This window comes from Pantoea sp. EKM103V (genome assembly GCF_011800365.1).
Lineage (GTDB): Bacteria > Pseudomonadota > Gammaproteobacteria > Enterobacterales > Enterobacteriaceae > Pantoea > Pantoea anthophila.
The window spans coordinates 15,116-32,726 of the sequence record NZ_JAALFQ010000004.1 but is presented as its reverse complement, the minus strand read 5'-3'; the positions used below and the strand labels follow the sequence as shown (position 1 = coordinate 32,726).

Here is a 17,611-nt window from a genome sequence, read left to right as displayed (position 1 = left end):
TTATTTTGTCACGATCTCCCTGTTATTCATGCTCCCGAGCGGGACAGGAGTAAATGAAACATCTCTTCACGATGTTCTGTATTCAGTAATTGTTCAACCACCTCTTCATCACCGAGGGCAATGGATATTCTGGCGAGCATTTTTATATGGCCGACATCTTTATCGGACTCTTTAACCGCGAAGAGGATCACCAGCCGTACCCAGGTGCCGTCGATGGTCTCCCAGGGAATATCCTGGCGCAGGCGTCCGACGGCAATCCGGGTTTTAACGACGGCAGCCGATTTACCGTGCGGAATAGCAATATGATTTTCAAATCCGGTTGAGCCTAACTCTTCGCGCAGATAAACATCTCTCAGAAAAGCGGCTTTATCCGTGACCGCTCCTGTCTGGCAGAGCAGGTCGGTCAGCTGAGAAATAATCTGCTCTTTGGTCTGGCAATCGACATCGAGAATAATGCACTCTTCTTTAAGCACTTCATTAATCGCCACGGCTGTCGTCATTTTATTTCTCCATCATTAATTAATTGAGTTCGCTACCAGACATTCGGTAACCCTGGCGATATCTTTCGCCGAAAAGAGGGCGGAGACATACACCACCGGCTTTTCCAGCGGTTCCAGCCGGATAGTCGAGATCACCACGTCGCACGCCTGTCGCTTCAGGGAGTCCGCGATGTTTTTACCGGGCACAATGTCGATAATCTGCCAGTCAGGAAAGGCGCGCAGGATCCGTCCGTAAAGCAGCTGCGAGGTGCCCAGGCCGCTGGAGCAGACCAGCAGCACCCGCTTTACCTTAATGCTGTTTTCGATGGCCGCCTGAATATGCACGGTGAGATAGGCCACCTCATCGTCACTGATTTCATCCAGCTGATACTCCTGCGTCAGCTCCCGGATCACCGCTTTGACGGCGGCGAACACGGTGCCCAGTTCGGTCTGGATATCGTGCAGCAGCGGATTTTTAATCCGGATGTGATATCTGAGGCGGTTCAGCATCGGCTTGATGTGTGAAGTCAGCGAAGCCTGCAGCTTCGGATCGGTGGTGATGGCGATGTTGATTCGCTGCGCCACCCGGTCGATCAGCGCCGCAGCAAAGCGGGTTTCCCGTTCTGAAATCAGCGCGTCATCGTGCCGATCGGCATCGCCGCCCGCTTTACCGGACGACACCAGATACTGATAGATGGAGTGCGCCTCCTCGGCGACCAGCAGCGTATTGTAAGCCGTCTCGATACGCTCTATGACCGCCAGTGAAACCTGCCAGGCGTGCGGGTCGCTGACCCGGTTCATGACCACGGCGCGGGCGTCCGGGCTGTGCATCGGTGAGTGGCTGCGGTGAATCAGCACCAGAACGTGGGTGAACAGATTAATGTAGTAAGGATCGCTTATCGTATAGTGCAGCTGCTGTTCAATAAAATTGATGAGCTGCAGGGTGAAATGGACAGCCTGCTGACCAAACTTCTCTGAAAGCTCCTGCAGCGTACTTTCATCCAGGCGGCTCTCCATCATGTCCTGACGGTTGTAGATCGATTTTAATACCAGCGCTTTCATCGCCAGGCGAATATTCTGGTCACTGCCTTTAATGCTGGTGCCGGTACGACTTTTTAATAACGTTAAATTAAACTGATGTAACCAGGCATCTAATGTTTTTAAATCATTCACTATTGATGCACGGCTGATAAAATATTTATCGGCCAGCTCACTGATTGACGAACTTCGGGGTGAGAGCATTAACAGATCGGAGGCTATTTTCAGCATCCTGACGTTACTGCTGAAATCATCCACCTCTGCAGAAAAAATCCGTCGGGCCGCTATTTCGGATGTGGCGTCAGCAAATTTAATTGTGATGCCTCTCCCACTTTTACCGCTCAGTGTGATCCCCTGGTCAGCGAGTTTTTCATTAATATCGGCAATGTCGCGGCGTAACGTTCTTGGCGTGATGGCCGTTTTTTCTGAAATAGCGCGCAGGCTCACATAACTGTTATGAGAAATAAGCTGTCGCATAATGGTCAGTTGCCGTTCTGTCAGCGCCTTCATCATCTTCAGGTTCCGCTTAATCAGTTATTCGCCTTTGGGAGTTATCATCTAAGCAAAGGCACCAGACCCTGTAAATATTAAAACATGGCCACAACTTGGGGGGCTGGCTGACCACCTGACAGCGGGTTTTGGAATAACAGAGACGGGATGAACGGTCAGAGAGAAGGCTGATTGGGTGTGATGGTCATTGTGATGGCGACGGGCAGATTTGCCGGATGGCGGACAGCTGTGCTGCAGGTGGCACACCAGCGAAAGCATCAGCCTCTGAATACGGGAGCGTTTTTATCTGCTCTCATCAGTTGCCTGAAGCCGCACGTTGATGCTTCAGGCAACTGATGAGATGGGGCATGCCTCTCAGTGATGTCAGACATTGAAATCAGAAAACGACAGAAAAAATCATTCTTCCGCCTGGTTGATAAAGAATAGGGTAGAGACAAATCATGAGGAAATTATTTATGGCTCTGCATGGAAAGTTTGTGCATAGGGTCTCTTACGTAATGCAACTTTGAGAATGCAAAAGAGAGAGGGTTGTTGCATGAAGGAGCTAATGGTTTATGAAAATATTAAGGTCACTGCTCATGGCAAAGCGTGCCTTTAATCTTTTTATCAGGATAGCGTTGTTTACTGCAATTATGCTGCTTGTCGCTAAAGCGGTTCCCTATGAGGGGGGAGTGAACGCTTTAACAGCATCATTTAATTTTCATAACGCTCAGGTATTGACCTCTTTTATTCTGGGTGAGCCTGACCCGGAGGTCTGGGACTCATTAAGGGACTACATCAGCATTTTAGTTAATACTCTGATTAGCGTGCCTGTTATGAGTGTGCTCACCACTTTCTTCAACGGCGTTACGCGAAGGATAAGGCCAGATTATCTTGCTAAAGAGTGGGCTTTCTCAACGTTGCGTCGGTTGGGGAAAATCTTTTTGTTCACATTTATCTTTTGGCTGCTTTTTCGAACGCTGCCTTATTCATCCTTTTTCCCGGATGAACAGGCTTTTTCATCATTAAATCTCGCAGCGTTTCTGGCATCAAATCTGTTATTAACGATTGCCTGTTATTACGTTGTCAGGAAGAAAATAAAATTGAAGAGGAGAGGATAAAATGCCTGTTCCAGCCTGTTTGCAGGCATTAAGCGTAACGGCGAATTGAGTCAGCAAAAACCAAACAGAGTCCTGTGACGGGTTGGGCACAAAAAAAGCCCGGCATCCGCCGGGCCCGATAACATCTTTACGCCATCTTCAGCCGCTTCTCGCGGCGAATCTTGCGCTCCTCCATTACGGCGACCATCGCCATCAGACAGATACAGGCGATAGCGGCGGTATCGAGTGCGGCAAAGGTACCTGCCCAGCCGGTCAGGCCGAAGATCGGGGTGCCGTCTGCGATCATGCCCAGGCCCAGCTTGGCAAAGCTGTCGCCAATCAGGTAGGCGAAGGTGCCTTTAATACCGTCGGCGGCGCTAATCGCTTTTTTCGGGACGAAGCCCACGGCGGCCACGCCGATCAGTAACTGCGGGCCAAACACCAGAAAGCCCAGCGCAAACAGCGAAGCCAGATAGACATACTGGTTGCTGGCATGCTGATAGATCCCCAGCGTGGCGATAATCAGCGCTAACGCGACGCAGGCCACCAGCGCACGACGGCCATTGGCTAGATCGGATAACCAGCCCCACAGCAGCGTCCCCACCAGCGCACCCGCTTCAAACAGAGTAAAGCCCTGAATCGCGATCTCTTTTGAGAGCTTCAGTTCCTGAAAAGCATAAACCGTTGACCACTGATCGATACCGATGCGCACCACATAGAGGAAGATGTTGGCGAAGCAGAGCAGCCAGATCACCTTATTCTTCAGTACGTATTCAACAAAGATCTGCCATTTGGTCATCGACTCATCTTCGGCCTCTTTATCCTCTTCGCTCAGCTCCTCGCCGAACAGCTCTTCGGCTTTGCCCAGACCATAGGACTCCGGCGAGTCGCTGCCGTAGCGCAGGCCGATAAAGCCGACAATCAGCGCGATGATCGACGGGAAGATAAACATTCCGACCACGTGACCGTCGAACAGCACATTGGCACCAAACAGCGCGACGCCCGCGGCACCGGCTCCGCCAAGGTTGTGAGAGATGTTCCACATGCCAAGGTAGGAGCCTCGCTTACGGCGCGGTGTCCATTTGGTGATGGTGGAGTAGCTACAGGAGCCGCCGGTGCTCTGGAAGAAGCCGCTCAGGGCGTAAAACGCGATCATCAGGAACAGGCTGATCGAACCGCTGCCCATGCTGGCGCTGAACCCCAGCATACAGATGGCCGAAAGGATCAGCATAAACGGCAGAAACTGCTTGGTGTTTTTACCGTCCGCATAATAGGAGACCAGGGTTTTCCCGACGCCATAGGTGATGGAAAAGCCCAGACCAATCATCCCCAGCTGGGTCATGCTCAGCCCGTAGGTGGTGATCATATCGTTCTGCGCGATATTGAAGTTTTTGCGGATCAGATACATGGTCAGGTAGCCGATAAAGACCACCAGATAGGACTGCATAAAGGGCTTGAACCACATCTTGCGCCGCAGTTCGATTGGCAGATCCAGCGTGGGTCTGCGCACCTGTTTGAGGAAGGCCAGCATGGAAGGGGATTCTCCTGGTTGGAAAACTGCCATCGGCAGCGAATGGCTGGCATTGTAAAAACCGCTGACCAGACCGGCCTGAGACAGCGTCCAGGCGAAACCAGGAAAATGTCTTAGTTTTGCCCGACTCAGGGCAAAAAAGAGAGGCGTATCACGCTTCAGGCTGGGGGCGCGGCGCCTGCGCATTCAGAAACGGCAGCAGCAGCAGGGCAGAGATCCCCGCAGCCGTGGCAATCACCGCAAAGAAGCCGCTCCAGTGCCAGACGTCGATCACCCACGCCAGCGGCCAGCCGGAGAGCGACGCGCCAAGGTAGGCAAACAGGCCGACAAAGCCGGTTGCCGCACCCGCCGCGTCTTTGTGTGAACACTCCGCCGCCGCCATGCCGATCAGCATCTGCGGGCCGAAAACAAAGAATCCGGTCGTGAAGAAGCAGGCTGCCTGCATCACATAGCTGGTAAAGGGCATCAGCCAGAGTGAACCCACGGAAAGCAGAATGCCGGCGGCGAAAATCAGGTTCATCGGGCCGCGATTGCCGTTAAACAGCCTGTCCGATCCCCAGCCGGCCACCAGTGCGCCCATCACGCCACCCAGTTCGAACAGCGTAATGGCGGAGTTCGCCGTCACCAGGTCGACGCCCAGCGTCTCCGAAATGTAGAGATTGCCCCAGTCATTAAGCGCGGCACGGACGACATAGACCAGCACGTAGCAGAGTGACAGCAGCCAGATGTAGGGGTTGAGCAGCACGTAGCGCGTCAGAATTGCCTGGCGGCTCAGGCCCGCACCTTCCTGCTGCTGCGCCATCTCCATCTCATCCTGTCGCCAGTCGCCCACGGCAGGCAGGCCCACGGTCTGAGGCCGGTCGCGCAGACGCCAGCAGAGAAACAGCCCGGCAAGGATCGCCAGACTGCCCGCAATCATCATCCCGGTTCGCCAGCCATACTGCAGCGCCACCGCGCCGATAATGATCGGGATGAGCGCGCCGCCCACGTTGTGAGCGGTGTTCCAGAGTGCCCACCAGCCGCCCCGTTCGTTACGCGAATACCAGCTGGTGAGCAGGCGGGCGCAGACCGGCGCTCCCCAGCCCTGGAAAAAGGCGTTGAGGGTCCAGAGCAGCGCAAAGGCCCACAGCGAGGTGGAGAAGCCAAACAGGATATTGACCACGCCAGTGGCGATCAGGCCCAGCCCCATGAAGTAGCGCGCATCAGAGCGGTCGCTGACGATGCCGGAGAAAAACTTCGACAGGCCGTAGGTGATGTAAAACAGCGTCGCCAGCAGGCCGATATCGGTTCGCAGCATGACACCGCTGGCGATCACTTCCGGAGCTGCCGCGTTGAAGCTCTTGCGGGTAAAGTAGAATAGCGCATAGCCGATCCAGATGGTCGCCATGATGTGGCGGCGCCAGTAGCGATAGCGGCTGTCAATCTCACGTTTATCCTGCAGCGGCGCCGCGTCAGGAGGCGTTTTCAGAAAGGTAAACACGGCAGTTCCTCAGACAGCCCGCAGCGGCAGATGGACGCTGACGCGGGTTCCATGGGTGCAGGAGAGGGTCAGCGACCCGCCCAGCGCGGTGACGCGTTCGCGCATCCCGACCAGCCCAAAACGCTGCTGACCGGAGCCTGGCGGCAGACCGCAGCCATCATCTTCAATCACCAGCAGCAGGCGATCATCCTGTTGCCAGCCTTTGAGTATCACGGCGCTGGCGCTGGCATGTTTAACAACGTTGTTCAGCGCCTCCTGGCAGATGCGAAACAGCGTGACGCGCTGCGCTTCACTCAGCAGCGTCTCATCAATGCGCCAGTGAAGATGACTGACGATGCCGGCATCTTCCAGCTCCATCTCCCGCATCAGAGAACGGATCGCCTGCTCCAGCGAAAGGTCATCCAGCTGCCGCGGCCGCAGACGCCCCAGCAGTCGCCGTACCGCGTCATAAACGCCCAGCGAGAGTTGTTCAATGTGGACGCCACTCTGGATCACCCGGCTGTTGTCCGGCGCCACGCGCTGCACAATGCCCGCCTGTGTGCGGATCGCCGTGATCGTCTGCCCGATATCATCGTGCAGTTCACGCGCCACTTCCTGACGCACACTCTCCTCCGTCTCCACCAGGCGTTCCGCCAGACGCCGGTTGCGCGCCAGCTCACTCTGCAGGGAGTGGTTCAGCTCGCGCAGCCGCTGGATACCGGCACCCAGCAGCAGCCCGGTCAGGCTCTGGGCCAGCAGGGAGAGCAGCAGATCGACGGGATGATCATGCCAGGTCTGGCTGGCGATCAGCGCGATGGCATTCATCAGCGTGGCGATCAGTGCGCCCTGCCAGCCGTAGTGCCAGGCCAGCGCAATGATGGGCAGCGCCAGACAGAAAGGGGTAAAGCGTGACAGCTCCGCAGGCAGGCCAAGTTGCAACCAGAGGCTGATGACAAACAGCAGCAGATACCAGACAAGATGCCGGGCGCGCCAGTTGACCGGCTGCGAAATCAGCGACGGACCCAGCGGCTGCCAGCGGGTTCGGGTGAGGTAGTGCCAGAAGACCAGGCAGGTCGGGGCCAGCGTCAGGCCACCGGTCAGCGTCAGCAGCAGGGTGTTGAGCATCTCCGCCTGACCGGCCCAGGGCAGAGACTGCAGCAGCGCTGCGGCGATCAGCGCCGCGCCCTGGCTCAGCAGCGTGCGCCAGTCACGCTGGTGGCGGAAACGGGAGATCAGCGCCACCGGCAGCAGCGTCAGCACGCCGCCCGCCATCAACAGCGGCAGATGCGCCAGGGAAACGGCCTTCGCCAGCCAGAGCAGCATGACCCACTCTGCCGCCAGCAGCACCGGCCAGTAACTGCGCGGGCATTGCAGCATCAGCCCCAGACGCAGGCCAAACGGGAAGAGCAGCACCGCCAGCTCCGGGCGTTCAACCAGGTGCAGGCTGATACTCCACAGGCAGAACCAGGCTGCCGAGAAGAGGAAGAAGCTGGCGACCACTGAGATCAGCCGGGAGAAGAGAGGGCTCATTGCCAGCCATCAAACATGCGGCGCGCCAGCTCCACATCGTTGCTGACGCCGAGCTTCTCCATCAGGTTGGCGCGATGGACATGCACGGTTTTTGGTGACAGGCCGAGTTCAGCCGCGATCTCTTTAACCGCCATGCCCTGAGAGAGCCTCTCTGCGACCTCACGTTCGCGACGGGTCAGCGGGTCCTGACGTCCGGCGGCCAGTTTAACCGCAATCTCTGGCGTCAGATAACAGCCGCCGGTGGAGACGGTGCGCACCGCCGCGATCAGCTCATCGGGGTGACAACGTTTGGAGAGAAAGCCACGCGCACCGGCATTCAGCGCCTGTTCAACCAGTGCCGGGCTGTCGTGTACAGAGAGCATGATCGTGGCCAGCCCCACCGGAAGCTGGCTCAGTAACGCCAGCCCGGAGAGGTCTGGCATGGAAATATCGCAGATGCAGACCTGGACGCCCCGGCCCGGTAAACCTGCCAGCGCCTCACGGCCGGAGCCGAACTCCGCCACCACCTGAAAATCAGGTTCCAGGGCGAGCAACTGGGCAAAACCGGAGCGGACGATAAGGTGATCGTCAATCAGCGCGAGGGTAATCATGGCGTTTCCTGGCAGGTAAAATCGCGCTTACCTTAGCGATAAGCGTGAAGCTGTTCAAGTCGTGACCACTCTACAGGATTGCGGGGGCGGGCGGGGTGACAGCGGTCAGATCGCTGGCGATCGGCAGATTAAATCTGCCGGGCAGAACCCCACCCGGCCGATCAGAACGCACTCCGTTCGATCAATGCAGACAGCACTGCTTATATTTTTTGCCGCTGCCGCACGGGCAGGGATCGTTGCGGCCAGGCTGCTTATCGACGGTCACCGGCTGTTGCGGCACCGGCACCGCCTCGGGCTGCGAGATCCAGTGATCGTGCAGCGCCAGCGCAGCGGGGCGGATAGCTTCGATGCTGGCTTCCATCTCTTCCGGTGTCATGGCGTCGAGCTTTTCGAGGTTCTCTTCGGTGCCATGCAGGGCGATAGCGTCCAGCGCAGGCTGCAGATCCGCGGGCAGCGCCGACCAGTCGGTCAGTGCGACGCCACGCATATAGCCGAAGCACCACTCTTCCACCACGGTAAACTCCAGTCCTTCCATCTCCCGGATGCCAAACAGCGGTTCGAACTGCTCCGGGAATTCCGCTAAGCGGTCCGCCACGTCATTCATATGCTGGAAGCAAAGCGACATAAAGCGCGTCATTTCGCGCTCGTTGCTCCATTTCGGAATCTGTTTCTCGCCACCCCACAGGGCCACCAGCCACTGGCTGGGTTCCACGGTTACGGGACCGGAGAGGATCGCCGTCAGCAGACCATCAAGTTCGGAGACATCGAGAATCGACGCTTCGCTGCCATACTTTTCCAGCATATCTTCCAGCCATTGCAGCTCTTTTTCGGTCAGTGGGCCTTCTTTCATGCGGTTGCCTCCCGGGCATATCTAAATTTCAGCGCGGCGTTGAGCCTTAAAACCGCAGCAGTGTACACCCTTGCGGGCAGCAACACAGCTAACGCTGTCCGGCATCAGCAGGGTTAACCTGCGTTTAATCCCCCTTTTACCCCATTATGCAGGCGATAGCCCGCCGCACTTTATGGTACCTTTTTGCGCTACGGCCAGCCTGCTGCGCGATAACACTACTTAACTGAATGATTACTCTATGAAAAAGGAATTTTCTGGCAGCCGGATCGCTGCGCTCTGCCTCAGACGGCTGGCTCAGGTCGCTCAGCGGATCGGCAGACCCTGCGGGATCCCGGCGGCGATCGTTCTGCTGACCGGCTGTGGCACCCTGTCGCAAACCTCCGCCCCGGTCAGCGATCGTGTCTACCTGACGCATGCCACCTTCAACGAAAATGTCGATGACATCGTACAGCACTACATGCAGCAGAAGCAGGTTCCCGGCATCAGTATTGCCGTCATCCATCATGACGAGCCAACGCACTACTATTCATTTGGCGTCACCGACCGGGTGCATCGCTATCCGGTGACCCCGGACACCCTGTTTGCGCTGGGATCGCTGAGTAAGGGCGTGACGGCCGAGGTGATTATTCAGCTGGTGGAGCAGGGAAAACTGCACTGGAGCGACACGCTGGCCGATCTGCTGCCCGCGGGCGTGCCGCTGAGTCGTGACGCACGCCGCATCACGCTGCTGCAGCTGGTGACGCACACCTCCGGTCTGCCGCGGCAGGATATGGATCTGCCGATGCTGCACCAGTTCATCCGCTATCTCGGCACGGGCGAAAACTTCTACGGCAATCTGGACAGCGATAGCGTGCTGAGTTACCTGGCGGATTTCTCTGCTCCGGCGGTTCGCAGGCCGTGCTACTCCAACCTCGGCTATGCGCTGCTGGGCTTCATTCTGCGCGAGCGCTTTCATCAGGATATCCAGACGCTGGCGTCCCGGCTTATCTTCGCCCCGTTAAAAATGGATCAGAGCAGTTTTGAGCCGGAAACACTGGCGGGCTATCCGTGGCGCGCGCTGGGCCACGCCGGCGATCAGCCGAAATTTATCCGCCGCGGGGCGCTGACGCCTGACTGGCATTTTCACGGCAACATGGTGGCGGCGGCCAGCCTTTACAGCAGCGCGCGCGATCTGAGTCGCTATCTGCGCGCGCACCTAACGGCCACCGGTGATGCAGAACGGGACAGGGCGTTTGCGGCGGTGAACCGTGCCTGGTACCGGCAGGGCGCACAGACGCAGAATATCGCCTGGGTCACCGAGACGATAGAAGGGCAGCCGATCACCTATCAGGTGGGCTACATCGGCGGCTACGCGAGTTTTATCGGCTACGATAAAGGTCACGGTAACGCGATCGTGGTGCTGCAGAACGGTTTTAACTGGAGTAACTATTTAGGCATTGCGCTGTTGGTCGATCTGGCAACTCAGGATAAAGTGGTCGCACAGCGATCCGTTACCGCTGACCAGGGCGCCATAAAGTGAATTACGCTGTGTTGCCTGGCACATAGCGTCATCGCGCCGGAACTGAAGTGCGATAAATTTAGCCTGACTGTCAAAATTCAACGTGGAAATCATTATGCGCAGGACTCAACGTGTACTTTTATCAATGGGATTACTGGTTGGCTCACTGAGCCTGATCCCTGCTGTTCAGGCGGCTGGCGAAGCAACCGACAGCGTTCCGCCTCCGCCGCAGATCCAGCCCGCTAACCCGGATGCCCAGCCGCAGTCTGGTGCAGGCAGCGCCCAGCCGGACAACGGTGCCGCACCGAGCCAGGCACCGACCAGCTCACCGTCTAACGATGGCATTACGCCGACGACGCCTACCACGCCGTCAACGGCCAACAGTGCGCGCCCGAATTACGATCTCAGCACCATCATCATCGACTACAAACAGTACAACATCGGTGACACGGTGCCAGAGAAGTACACGGATAAAACCTACACCATCGTTGAGTGGCAGAAACGCAATCTGCCGGCCCCGCAGGAGAACACCCACTGGGCCTACATCAACGCCAACTACATCCTGATTACCAATGACACCGGCAAAATCGTCATGGGGAAATCGGGTGATATCTTCTTCCGTGGCTAAAATAATCAGCCGGTCGTGATGACCGGCTTTTTTTCAGCCGAAGCGCTCAGCCCCAAAACTGGCCAGCATCGGATGCTTCTCACCGGTCACGATCTCCTCCGCCAGCAGCTCGCCGACAATCAGCGCCAGCGTGGCACCCGAATGGGTGAAGGCCACATAACAGCCCGGCACCTTCTGCAGTTCACCCAGCACCGGATCGCCATCGCCCGGAATCGGCTTCAGGCCAATCTTCCAGCTCTGCACGCTGAGCGGCTCGTCGCCGCGTAACAGCCGGCTCGCCTCCGCGGCCAGCGTGGCCACGACATGTTCATCAATATGGTAATCGCCGTCGGCCAGCGGCTGGATATCCGCCTCATACCAGTCATGGTCCAGCGCGTAGCGGTTGCCGGGATTTGGTCTGATGGCGGCGCGCGGGGTGTTGAGCACCGCTTTCAGCTGATGCCCGGCCGGTTCCGTGATCACCAGCATCGAGACCGGCGAACCATTGGGGATCGTCACGCCCAGCGGGGCGACCACGTCCGGGGTCCAGGGGCCGCAGGCGACCACTACCGCATCCGCCCGCATCTCCCCCTTGTCACTGCGGATGCCGCAGGCCCGGCCCTGATCGGTGATCACGGCGGCTTTACCGGCGTGTTCGATCACTTCGCCGCCGCGTGACCGGAACTGGTTCAGCAGATAATCCACCAGGTGCGGCAGGCTGACCCAGCCTTCACCCGGATTAAAGATCGCCTGCGACGGCAGCGCATCGGGATCGACCGTCGCATCCGCCAGCGCCACGTTATCGGCACTCATGAGCTGAGAGTCGTAGCCGTGCGCCTTCTCATAGGCGTGTCGCGCCTGCGTCCCGGCCGCATCGTTGCTGAACCAGCAAAGGCCGCCATCAAAACGCAGCCAGTCGAGATCAGGGTGCTGCGCAAACAGCGTGCGATAGCGATCGATGCCCGCCATGCGCAGCGCATGATAGGGTCGGGAGCGCTCACCCGCCGAATTGAGCCAGGAGAGTGAACGTCCCGACGCGCCGGAACAGACCTCCGCCTCGGTCACCAGCGTCACCGCCGCCCCGCGTTTTGTCAGCTCCAGCGCCGTCGAAACACCCAGCACGCCGCCGCCCAGTACCACCACCTTCATTTCAGTTTTTACCGCCATTGTCAGGTTCCTTGCTCAGTTACAGCACTTCAGAGAGAAAACGTTGCAGGCGCGGCGACTGCGGCGCGTCAAAAATGGCGTCTGGCGGCCCGGCTTCCACAATCTCGCCTTCGTCCATAAACACCACCTGATCCGCCACTTTGCGCGCAAAGCCCATTTCATGTGTCACCACCACCATCGTCATGCCGCGACGACAGAGATCCGCCATCAGCGTCAGGACCCCTTTCACCAGTTCGGGGTCAAGCGCGGAGGTGGCCTCGTCGAACAGCATCACCTCCGGGTCCATCGCCAGCGCCCGGGCTATCGCGACCCGCTGCTGCTGCCCGCCGGAGAGATCGCGCGGCCGGTGATCGGCGCGCTGACCTAAACCGACCTCTTCCAGCCGCTGACGCGCAATCGCCATCGCCTGCGCCTTGGGCAGGCCTTTGACACACCAGGGGGCGAGGGCGACGTTCTCCAGTGCAGTGTGATCGGGGAAGAGATTGAAGTGCTGAAACACCATGCCAATCCGCAGCCGCAGCGCATCAGGCTTGTCGCGCAGCACGGAGCGGTCGGCCAGCAAAACATCCCCCGACTGCGGTTCGTGCAGTCGGTTGATACCGCGCAGCAGGGTCGATTTACCCGATCCCGATGGCCCGATAATGCAGGTGGTGGTGCCGGGGGCCACCTGCAGTGAGACCTTACGCAGCACTTCAATCGGGCCATAGGCGAGGGTCAGATTGCGCAGCTCCAGGCTGGCGCCGCGCCAGCTCGCGCCATTCAGATTATTCATGGTTGCCTCCCATCCGGGGGTGAGTGACCAGAACGGCGCCGCCGGACGGTCTGACCTCATCCACCTCTTTCAGACCGCTTTGCGGGGCCGTCAGACGACGGCGTCCGGTGCGGTAGCGCACATCGACATAGTTGACCATGTGCGTCAGCGGCACCGTGATCATCAGATAGAAGAGTCCTGCCAGCATCAGGGGCGACAGGTTGCCGGTCAGCACCGCCGCATCCTGTCCCACGCGAAACAGCTCACGCTGCTGCGTCATCAGGCCGAGCAGATAGACCAGCGACGAATCCTTGATGATGGCGATGAACTGGTTAACGATGGCGGGCAGCACGCGACGGATCCCCTGTGGGATGATGACCCGTCGCATGGCCCGGCCATAGCTCATCCCCAGCGCACGGCACGCTTCCAGCTGGCCGCGTTCTACGCTCTGGATACCGGCGCGAAAAATCTCGCCCATGTAGGCGCTGGCGATCAGGCTGAGGGCGAAGATCCCCAGCGGATAGGGTGTCGGGCCGAACAGCTGATAGCTGAAGCGCGCCAGACCCTGACCAATCAGCAGAATGGTCAGAATGGAAGGCAGACCGCGAAACAGATCGGTATAGAGCCGGGCAGGCACCCGCAGCCAGCGCGAGGGCGAGATGCCCATCAGCGCCAGCAGCAGGCCAAACAGCGTGCCGAGCAGCGTCGCCGCCAGTGAGATAATCACCGTGTTGACCAGCCCGGTGGTCAGCATCTGCGGCAGTACTTCCCTCATTGATGAAAAATCAAAGAAGGTGCGGGAAAGAATCGTGAGCAGCTCCATCGCCGTCTCCTTGCAGAGCGGGGCATCCCCCGGTTAACTCAGGACGTAAACGTCCACCTCTTTACTGACCGCCAGGCAGATACTGTTTTGGCATCGGCGATCCGGGGAACCACTTCTGATAGAGCCGTTGCCAGGTGCCATCCTGCATCGCAGCCTTGATGGCGTTATCCAGCGCAGCCTTGAAGGCGGGTTTACCTTTGGCAATGGCAATGCCCGCCGGTGCATCAAAAGAGGGGATATCGGCGGCAGAGACCAGCTTAAAGCGTTCGGCGTAGCTTTTGGCCGCCTCATAGTCGAGGAAGACGGCGTCGAGCGTGCCGTTGTTGAGGGCAGAGACCGCGCTGTTGTTATCCGGGAAGCGCACCAGATCGGTCTGCGGGAAGTGCTCCACGGCATAGTTCTCCTGGAGCGTGCCCTGAACCACGCCGAGCCGGTGCTTTGCCAGCGTGGCGACATCTTTCACGCCGCTGTCATGACGGGTCAGAACGGTGAGGAACCCGGCCAGATAGCCGGTGGAGAAATCGACCGTTTTTTCCCGCGCCGGGGTGATGCCAATCGCCGCCACCGCCGCATCGTACTGACCGTTGGCGACCGCGGGCATGATGGCCGAGAAGTCCTGACCGATAAAATCGACCTTATCGATGCCCATGCGGTGGGCGACATTTCTGAAAAATTCGACGTCAAAGCCGGTGAACTGACCGCTGGCGTCGGTGAAGGTGTAAGGCTTTGAGTCGCCGACGCTGGCGATGCGAAGCTGACCCGGTTCGATCAGCCCATAGGGATTGTTATCGCTGGCGGCCAGCGTCGGGAACGACAGTGAACAGAGTGCGAGTGCGGTGCCGAGCAGTTTGCCCAGTGTGATTTGCGATTTCATAGCTCATCCGTTTTTGCAGGTTTAAACATCAGAGACTGTTGAGCCAGTAATTCCGATTGAGACCGGTCTCAACGCAGGTGGCACCTTAAGACAGAAACATTGTGAGACCGGTCTCAAGGAGTTACAATGAGTTTAAGCACAGCCTTTTTTCGGCGTCAATATTCCTGTCATCAACCTGTGATTCGAAATAATTATGACCAGCCAGAACAGACGATCCAAAGCGCCGACCGTGGCAGATGTGGCGCGCGCAGCAAATGTTTCCAAAGCCCAGGCGGCGCGCGCGCTGGGTGGCTATGGCGCGGTCAGTGATGAGGTGCAGGAGCGGGTCAACAGCGCCGCCTCCGCGCTGGGCTACCGGCTCAATGCGCTGGCGCGCAGTATGAACACCGGCCGCTCCAATACTATCGGGGTGATTGTCGGCGATATTGAGAATCCTCACTTTGGTCTGGCCCTGCGTGGCATGGCGGACGTGGCGCGCACGGCGGGTTACCATCTGCTGCTGAGCAACAGTGATGAAAAGCTGCAGGCGGAGCAGGATGCGGTGCGGGTGATGCTGGAAAAGCGGGTCGATGGCATTATCGTTGCGCCCTGCTGTTCAGCCCTGGAGCAGAACGCGCATCTGATACAGGTGCAGGAAGAGGGCAGAGCGCTGACGCTGTTTGATCGCGCGGTAACCGGTCTTGATGTGGACGCAGTCTGCTGTGAATTTACCGACGTGGCCGCAGACGTCACGGCCCGGTTGCTGGCCGCAGGTCATCGCCATATCGCCTATATCACCAGCATGGCGCTGACCACTGACTACAGCACGCCAGACGATTTTGGCCTGACGCCGGTTGCCCAGCGCGTGGGCGGCATGATGGAGGCCTTTGCTGACGCAGGCGTGCCGTTTGATCCGTCGCTGGTGCAGGTGAACGCGCTGGACGAGGCATCGATTAGCCGTATCGTCGCGGCGCTGTGGCAGCGTCCGCAGCCGCCCACCGCGCTGGTGGCGTCTGACAGCGTGGTCGCCATGTGGCTGCTGCGCGAAGTGACGCAGCGCGGACTGCGTATCCCGGCCGATCTCTCTTTTGTGATGTATGACAATTTCCCGTGGAGTGAGATTGTGACGCCACCGCTGACGGTCATTGCGCAGCCGGTCTATGAAATGGGCCGTGAAGCCGCACGACGTCTGATCGCCGCCATCCGCGGTGAGACCCCCGGCCCCGTGCCGCGCTTCGATGCCCATCTGATGATTCGCCACTCGATTGCTGCGCCGGCCTGAGGCGCGCTGAATCACAGCCTAGCCCGGCCAGCTCAGCATCCGGCTTAGCTGGCGCGTGGCTGCAATGATTTGCGTGTCGCTGCTGTTGCCATAGCCCATAACCAGGCCCTGCTGCACCGGTTCAGCCAGATAAAATTCAGACAGGGCTGCGGGAGCAAAGCCTGACTGATGCAGCTGTCGGGCAATCACGGCATCATTGTGATGGGAAGCCAGTGGCAGCACCAGATGCAGTCCGCTGTCACCCCCCAGCAATGGAAGCGACTGACCCGCCGCACGCTGCAGTTCGGATCGCAGTAATTCCTGACGCTGACGATAGAGCCGACGCATCTTGCCAAGATGGCGACGATAATCGCCACTGAGAATAAAACGGGTCAGGGCCTGCTGTTCAGGACGGTTGCCACCACGCAGCAGCTGATGAAGTGCCGGTGTCAGACGACTGACCAGCGGTGCGGGGAGTACCATGAAACCGATACGCAGCGCAGGGAACAGGGTCTTGCTGAAAGAGCCAAGATAGATAACCGGGGCGTTATCCGTCATGCCCTGCATCGCCATAATGGGATCGCCGTGGTAATGGAAGTCACCATCGTAGTCATCTTCAATAATCCAGGCCCGATGCTGTCGTGCAGCCGCAATCAGCGCCAGGCGTCGCGCCGCGCTCATCACGGCACCGGTGGGATACTGATGCGTCGGGGTGGTATAGATCAGCCGTGGCGGAGCCTGCTTCCAGTGTCCCGGCTGGGGGGCCAGCCCCTGATGATCGGCAGGGATCGGGATCAGGTTAAGTTCTCCGGCCCGAAAAGCCGCTTTGGCTCCGCGATAGCCAGGTTCTTCAATCCAGCCAGGGTCGCCCGGATTGCTAAGCAGGGTAACGCACAGCATCAGCGCCTGCTGCACCCCTTCCGTGATCACAATCTGCCTGGCGTCACAACGCACCCCGCGCGTGATACGCAGATGCTGCGCCAGCGCGGTACGCAGTTCCGCATCGCCAAGGGGATCACCATAGCCGAGCAGCTGCGGTGGCGTATGGCTCATCACCTGACTCAGCGCCCGTCGCCATGCCGCCACAGGAAAATGGTTCAGAGCGGGTATACCGGGACGCAGGGGCAAGGTGCCGGTGTCGACCCAGGGTCTGCGTTGAAAGACATCGATCCGTTTTGCCAGCGGCCAGCGGGTAAGCGTATCGTCATCCACCTGTCCGGCTGGCAAAGCCAGCGGGGTGACCCGGCTGCCTTGTCGATCGCTCATCAGATAGCCCTCTGCCTGTAGCTGCGTCCAGACGTTGAGCACGGTATTACGTGAAACCTGCAGTTCAGAAGCCAGTTGCCGTGTGCCAGGTAAAACGGCTCCGGCAGCAAGCTGCCCCTGCAAAATGCCCTGCTTTATCCGCTGATAAAGCTGCTGCTGTAGCGTCGTACCGGCTACCGGCGCTAAGGGTGCCAGCAGTAACGGGGGGATTTCTGTCGGCATCGTCTGCTTCCATGGATCTATGATTTTCCCTGATTGTGGTACTTTTTAACCCACCATAACAGTGGCACTCTGCTGACATTATCTGCAGCCGGGAGGC

General features: G+C 58.6%; 16 protein-coding genes. 4 read left to right on the top strand and 12 right to left on the bottom strand.

From position 1 onward, the window contains the following. Positions 1 to 26 precede the first annotated feature (26 nt). A complete protein-coding gene (locus HFD97_RS10960; RefSeq protein WP_167431985.1) occupies positions 27 to 500 on the bottom strand; it encodes a PTS sugar transporter subunit IIA in 474 nt (157 codons plus the stop codon). 15 nt (positions 501 to 515) lie between these two features. After that, positions 516 to 2,030, bottom strand: coding sequence for a transcription antiterminator (locus HFD97_RS10955; RefSeq protein WP_167431986.1), 1,515 nt, complete (start codon positions 2,028 to 2,030; stop codon positions 516 to 518). A 575-nt stretch (positions 2,031 to 2,605) separates the two neighbouring features. On the opposite strand from HFD97_RS10955, the gene HFD97_RS10950 reads away from it, so the two are divergent. Continuing rightward, positions 2,606 to 3,127, top strand: coding sequence for a hypothetical protein (locus HFD97_RS10950; RefSeq protein ID WP_167431987.1), 522 nt, complete (start codon positions 2,606 to 2,608; stop codon positions 3,125 to 3,127). Positions 3,128 to 3,254: 127 nt separating this feature from the next. Here the strand turns inward: HFD97_RS10950 and uhpT are convergent, their stop codons facing one another. The 5 genes from uhpT to HFD97_RS10925 all read right to left on the bottom strand — a co-directional run bounded on the left by uhpT (position 3,255) and on the right by HFD97_RS10925 (position 9,066). Then, a complete protein-coding gene (gene uhpT, locus HFD97_RS10945) occupies positions 3,255 to 4,637 on the bottom strand; it encodes a hexose-6-phosphate:phosphate antiporter (RefSeq protein WP_167432006.1) in 1,383 nt (460 codons plus the stop codon). Between the two features lie 151 nt (positions 4,638 to 4,788). Next, entirely contained in the window at positions 4,789 to 6,117 is a 1,329-nt protein-coding gene (locus HFD97_RS10940; protein WP_167431988.1) for an MFS transporter, read from the bottom strand. A gap of 9 nt (positions 6,118 to 6,126) precedes the next feature. Further along, positions 6,127 to 7,626: a signal transduction histidine-protein kinase/phosphatase UhpB gene (gene uhpB / locus HFD97_RS10935; protein ID WP_111207672.1), complete on the bottom strand. Its 1,500-nt coding sequence runs from the start codon at positions 7,624 to 7,626 to the stop codon at positions 6,127 to 6,129. Further along, positions 7,623 to 8,216, bottom strand: a complete 594-nt coding sequence (gene uhpA, locus HFD97_RS10930; RefSeq protein WP_167431989.1) for a transcriptional regulator UhpA — start codon at positions 8,214 to 8,216, stop codon at positions 7,623 to 7,625. The genes uhpB and uhpA overlap by 4 nt, the downstream gene beginning before the upstream one ends. Positions 8,217 to 8,397: 181 nt before the next feature. Beyond that, positions 8,398 to 9,066 (bottom strand): YecA family protein, encoded by a 669-nt coding sequence (locus HFD97_RS10925; RefSeq protein ID WP_046101153.1) that lies wholly within the window; start codon positions 9,064 to 9,066, stop codon positions 8,398 to 8,400. A gap of 238 nt (positions 9,067 to 9,304) precedes the next feature. On the opposite strand from HFD97_RS10925, the gene HFD97_RS10920 reads away from it, so the two are divergent. Both HFD97_RS10920 and HFD97_RS10915 read left to right on the top strand, forming a co-directional pair. Then, a complete protein-coding gene (locus tag HFD97_RS10920) occupies positions 9,305 to 10,585 on the top strand; it encodes a serine hydrolase (protein ID WP_185155352.1) in 1,281 nt (426 codons plus the stop codon). 94 nt (positions 10,586 to 10,679) lie between these two features. Next, positions 10,680 to 11,192 carry an RcnB family protein gene (locus HFD97_RS10915; protein WP_111207674.1) on the top strand — a complete coding sequence of 171 codons (513 nt, stop codon included), beginning with the start codon at positions 10,680 to 10,682 and terminating at the stop codon, positions 11,190 to 11,192. Positions 11,193 to 11,225: 33 nt separating this feature from the next. On the opposite strand, the gene HFD97_RS10910 is transcribed toward HFD97_RS10915, so the two are convergent. From HFD97_RS10910 to HFD97_RS10895, 4 genes are all read right to left on the bottom strand, one after another. Next, positions 11,226 to 12,338 (bottom strand): FAD-binding oxidoreductase, encoded by a 1,113-nt coding sequence (locus HFD97_RS10910; RefSeq protein WP_009092291.1) that lies wholly within the window; start codon positions 12,336 to 12,338, stop codon positions 11,226 to 11,228. A gap of 19 nt (positions 12,339 to 12,357) precedes the next feature. Next, on the bottom strand, positions 12,358 to 13,110 hold the full coding sequence (locus tag HFD97_RS10905; protein WP_009092290.1) for an amino acid ABC transporter ATP-binding protein: 753 nt from the start codon (positions 13,108 to 13,110) through the stop codon (positions 12,358 to 12,360). Continuing rightward, positions 13,103 to 13,912, bottom strand: coding sequence for an amino acid ABC transporter permease (locus HFD97_RS10900; protein WP_009092289.1), 810 nt, complete (start codon positions 13,910 to 13,912; stop codon positions 13,103 to 13,105). Before HFD97_RS10900 ends, HFD97_RS10905 begins: the two co-directional genes overlap by 8 nt. Before the next feature lie 61 nt (positions 13,913 to 13,973). Then, a complete protein-coding gene (locus HFD97_RS10895) occupies positions 13,974 to 14,786 on the bottom strand; it encodes an ABC transporter substrate-binding protein (RefSeq protein ID WP_140028824.1) in 813 nt (270 codons plus the stop codon). A 193-nt stretch (positions 14,787 to 14,979) separates the two neighbouring features. On the opposite strand from HFD97_RS10895, the gene HFD97_RS10890 reads away from it, so the two are divergent. Further along, positions 14,980 to 16,047, top strand: coding sequence for a LacI family DNA-binding transcriptional regulator (locus HFD97_RS10890; protein ID WP_167431990.1), 1,068 nt, complete (start codon positions 14,980 to 14,982; stop codon positions 16,045 to 16,047). A gap of 18 nt (positions 16,048 to 16,065) precedes the next feature. Here the strand turns inward: HFD97_RS10890 and HFD97_RS10885 are convergent, their stop codons facing one another. Next, positions 16,066 to 17,514 carry a PLP-dependent aminotransferase family protein gene (locus HFD97_RS10885; protein ID WP_167431991.1) on the bottom strand — a complete coding sequence of 483 codons (1,449 nt, stop codon included), beginning with the start codon at positions 17,512 to 17,514 and terminating at the stop codon, positions 16,066 to 16,068. Positions 17,515 to 17,611: the final 97 nt, after the last annotated feature.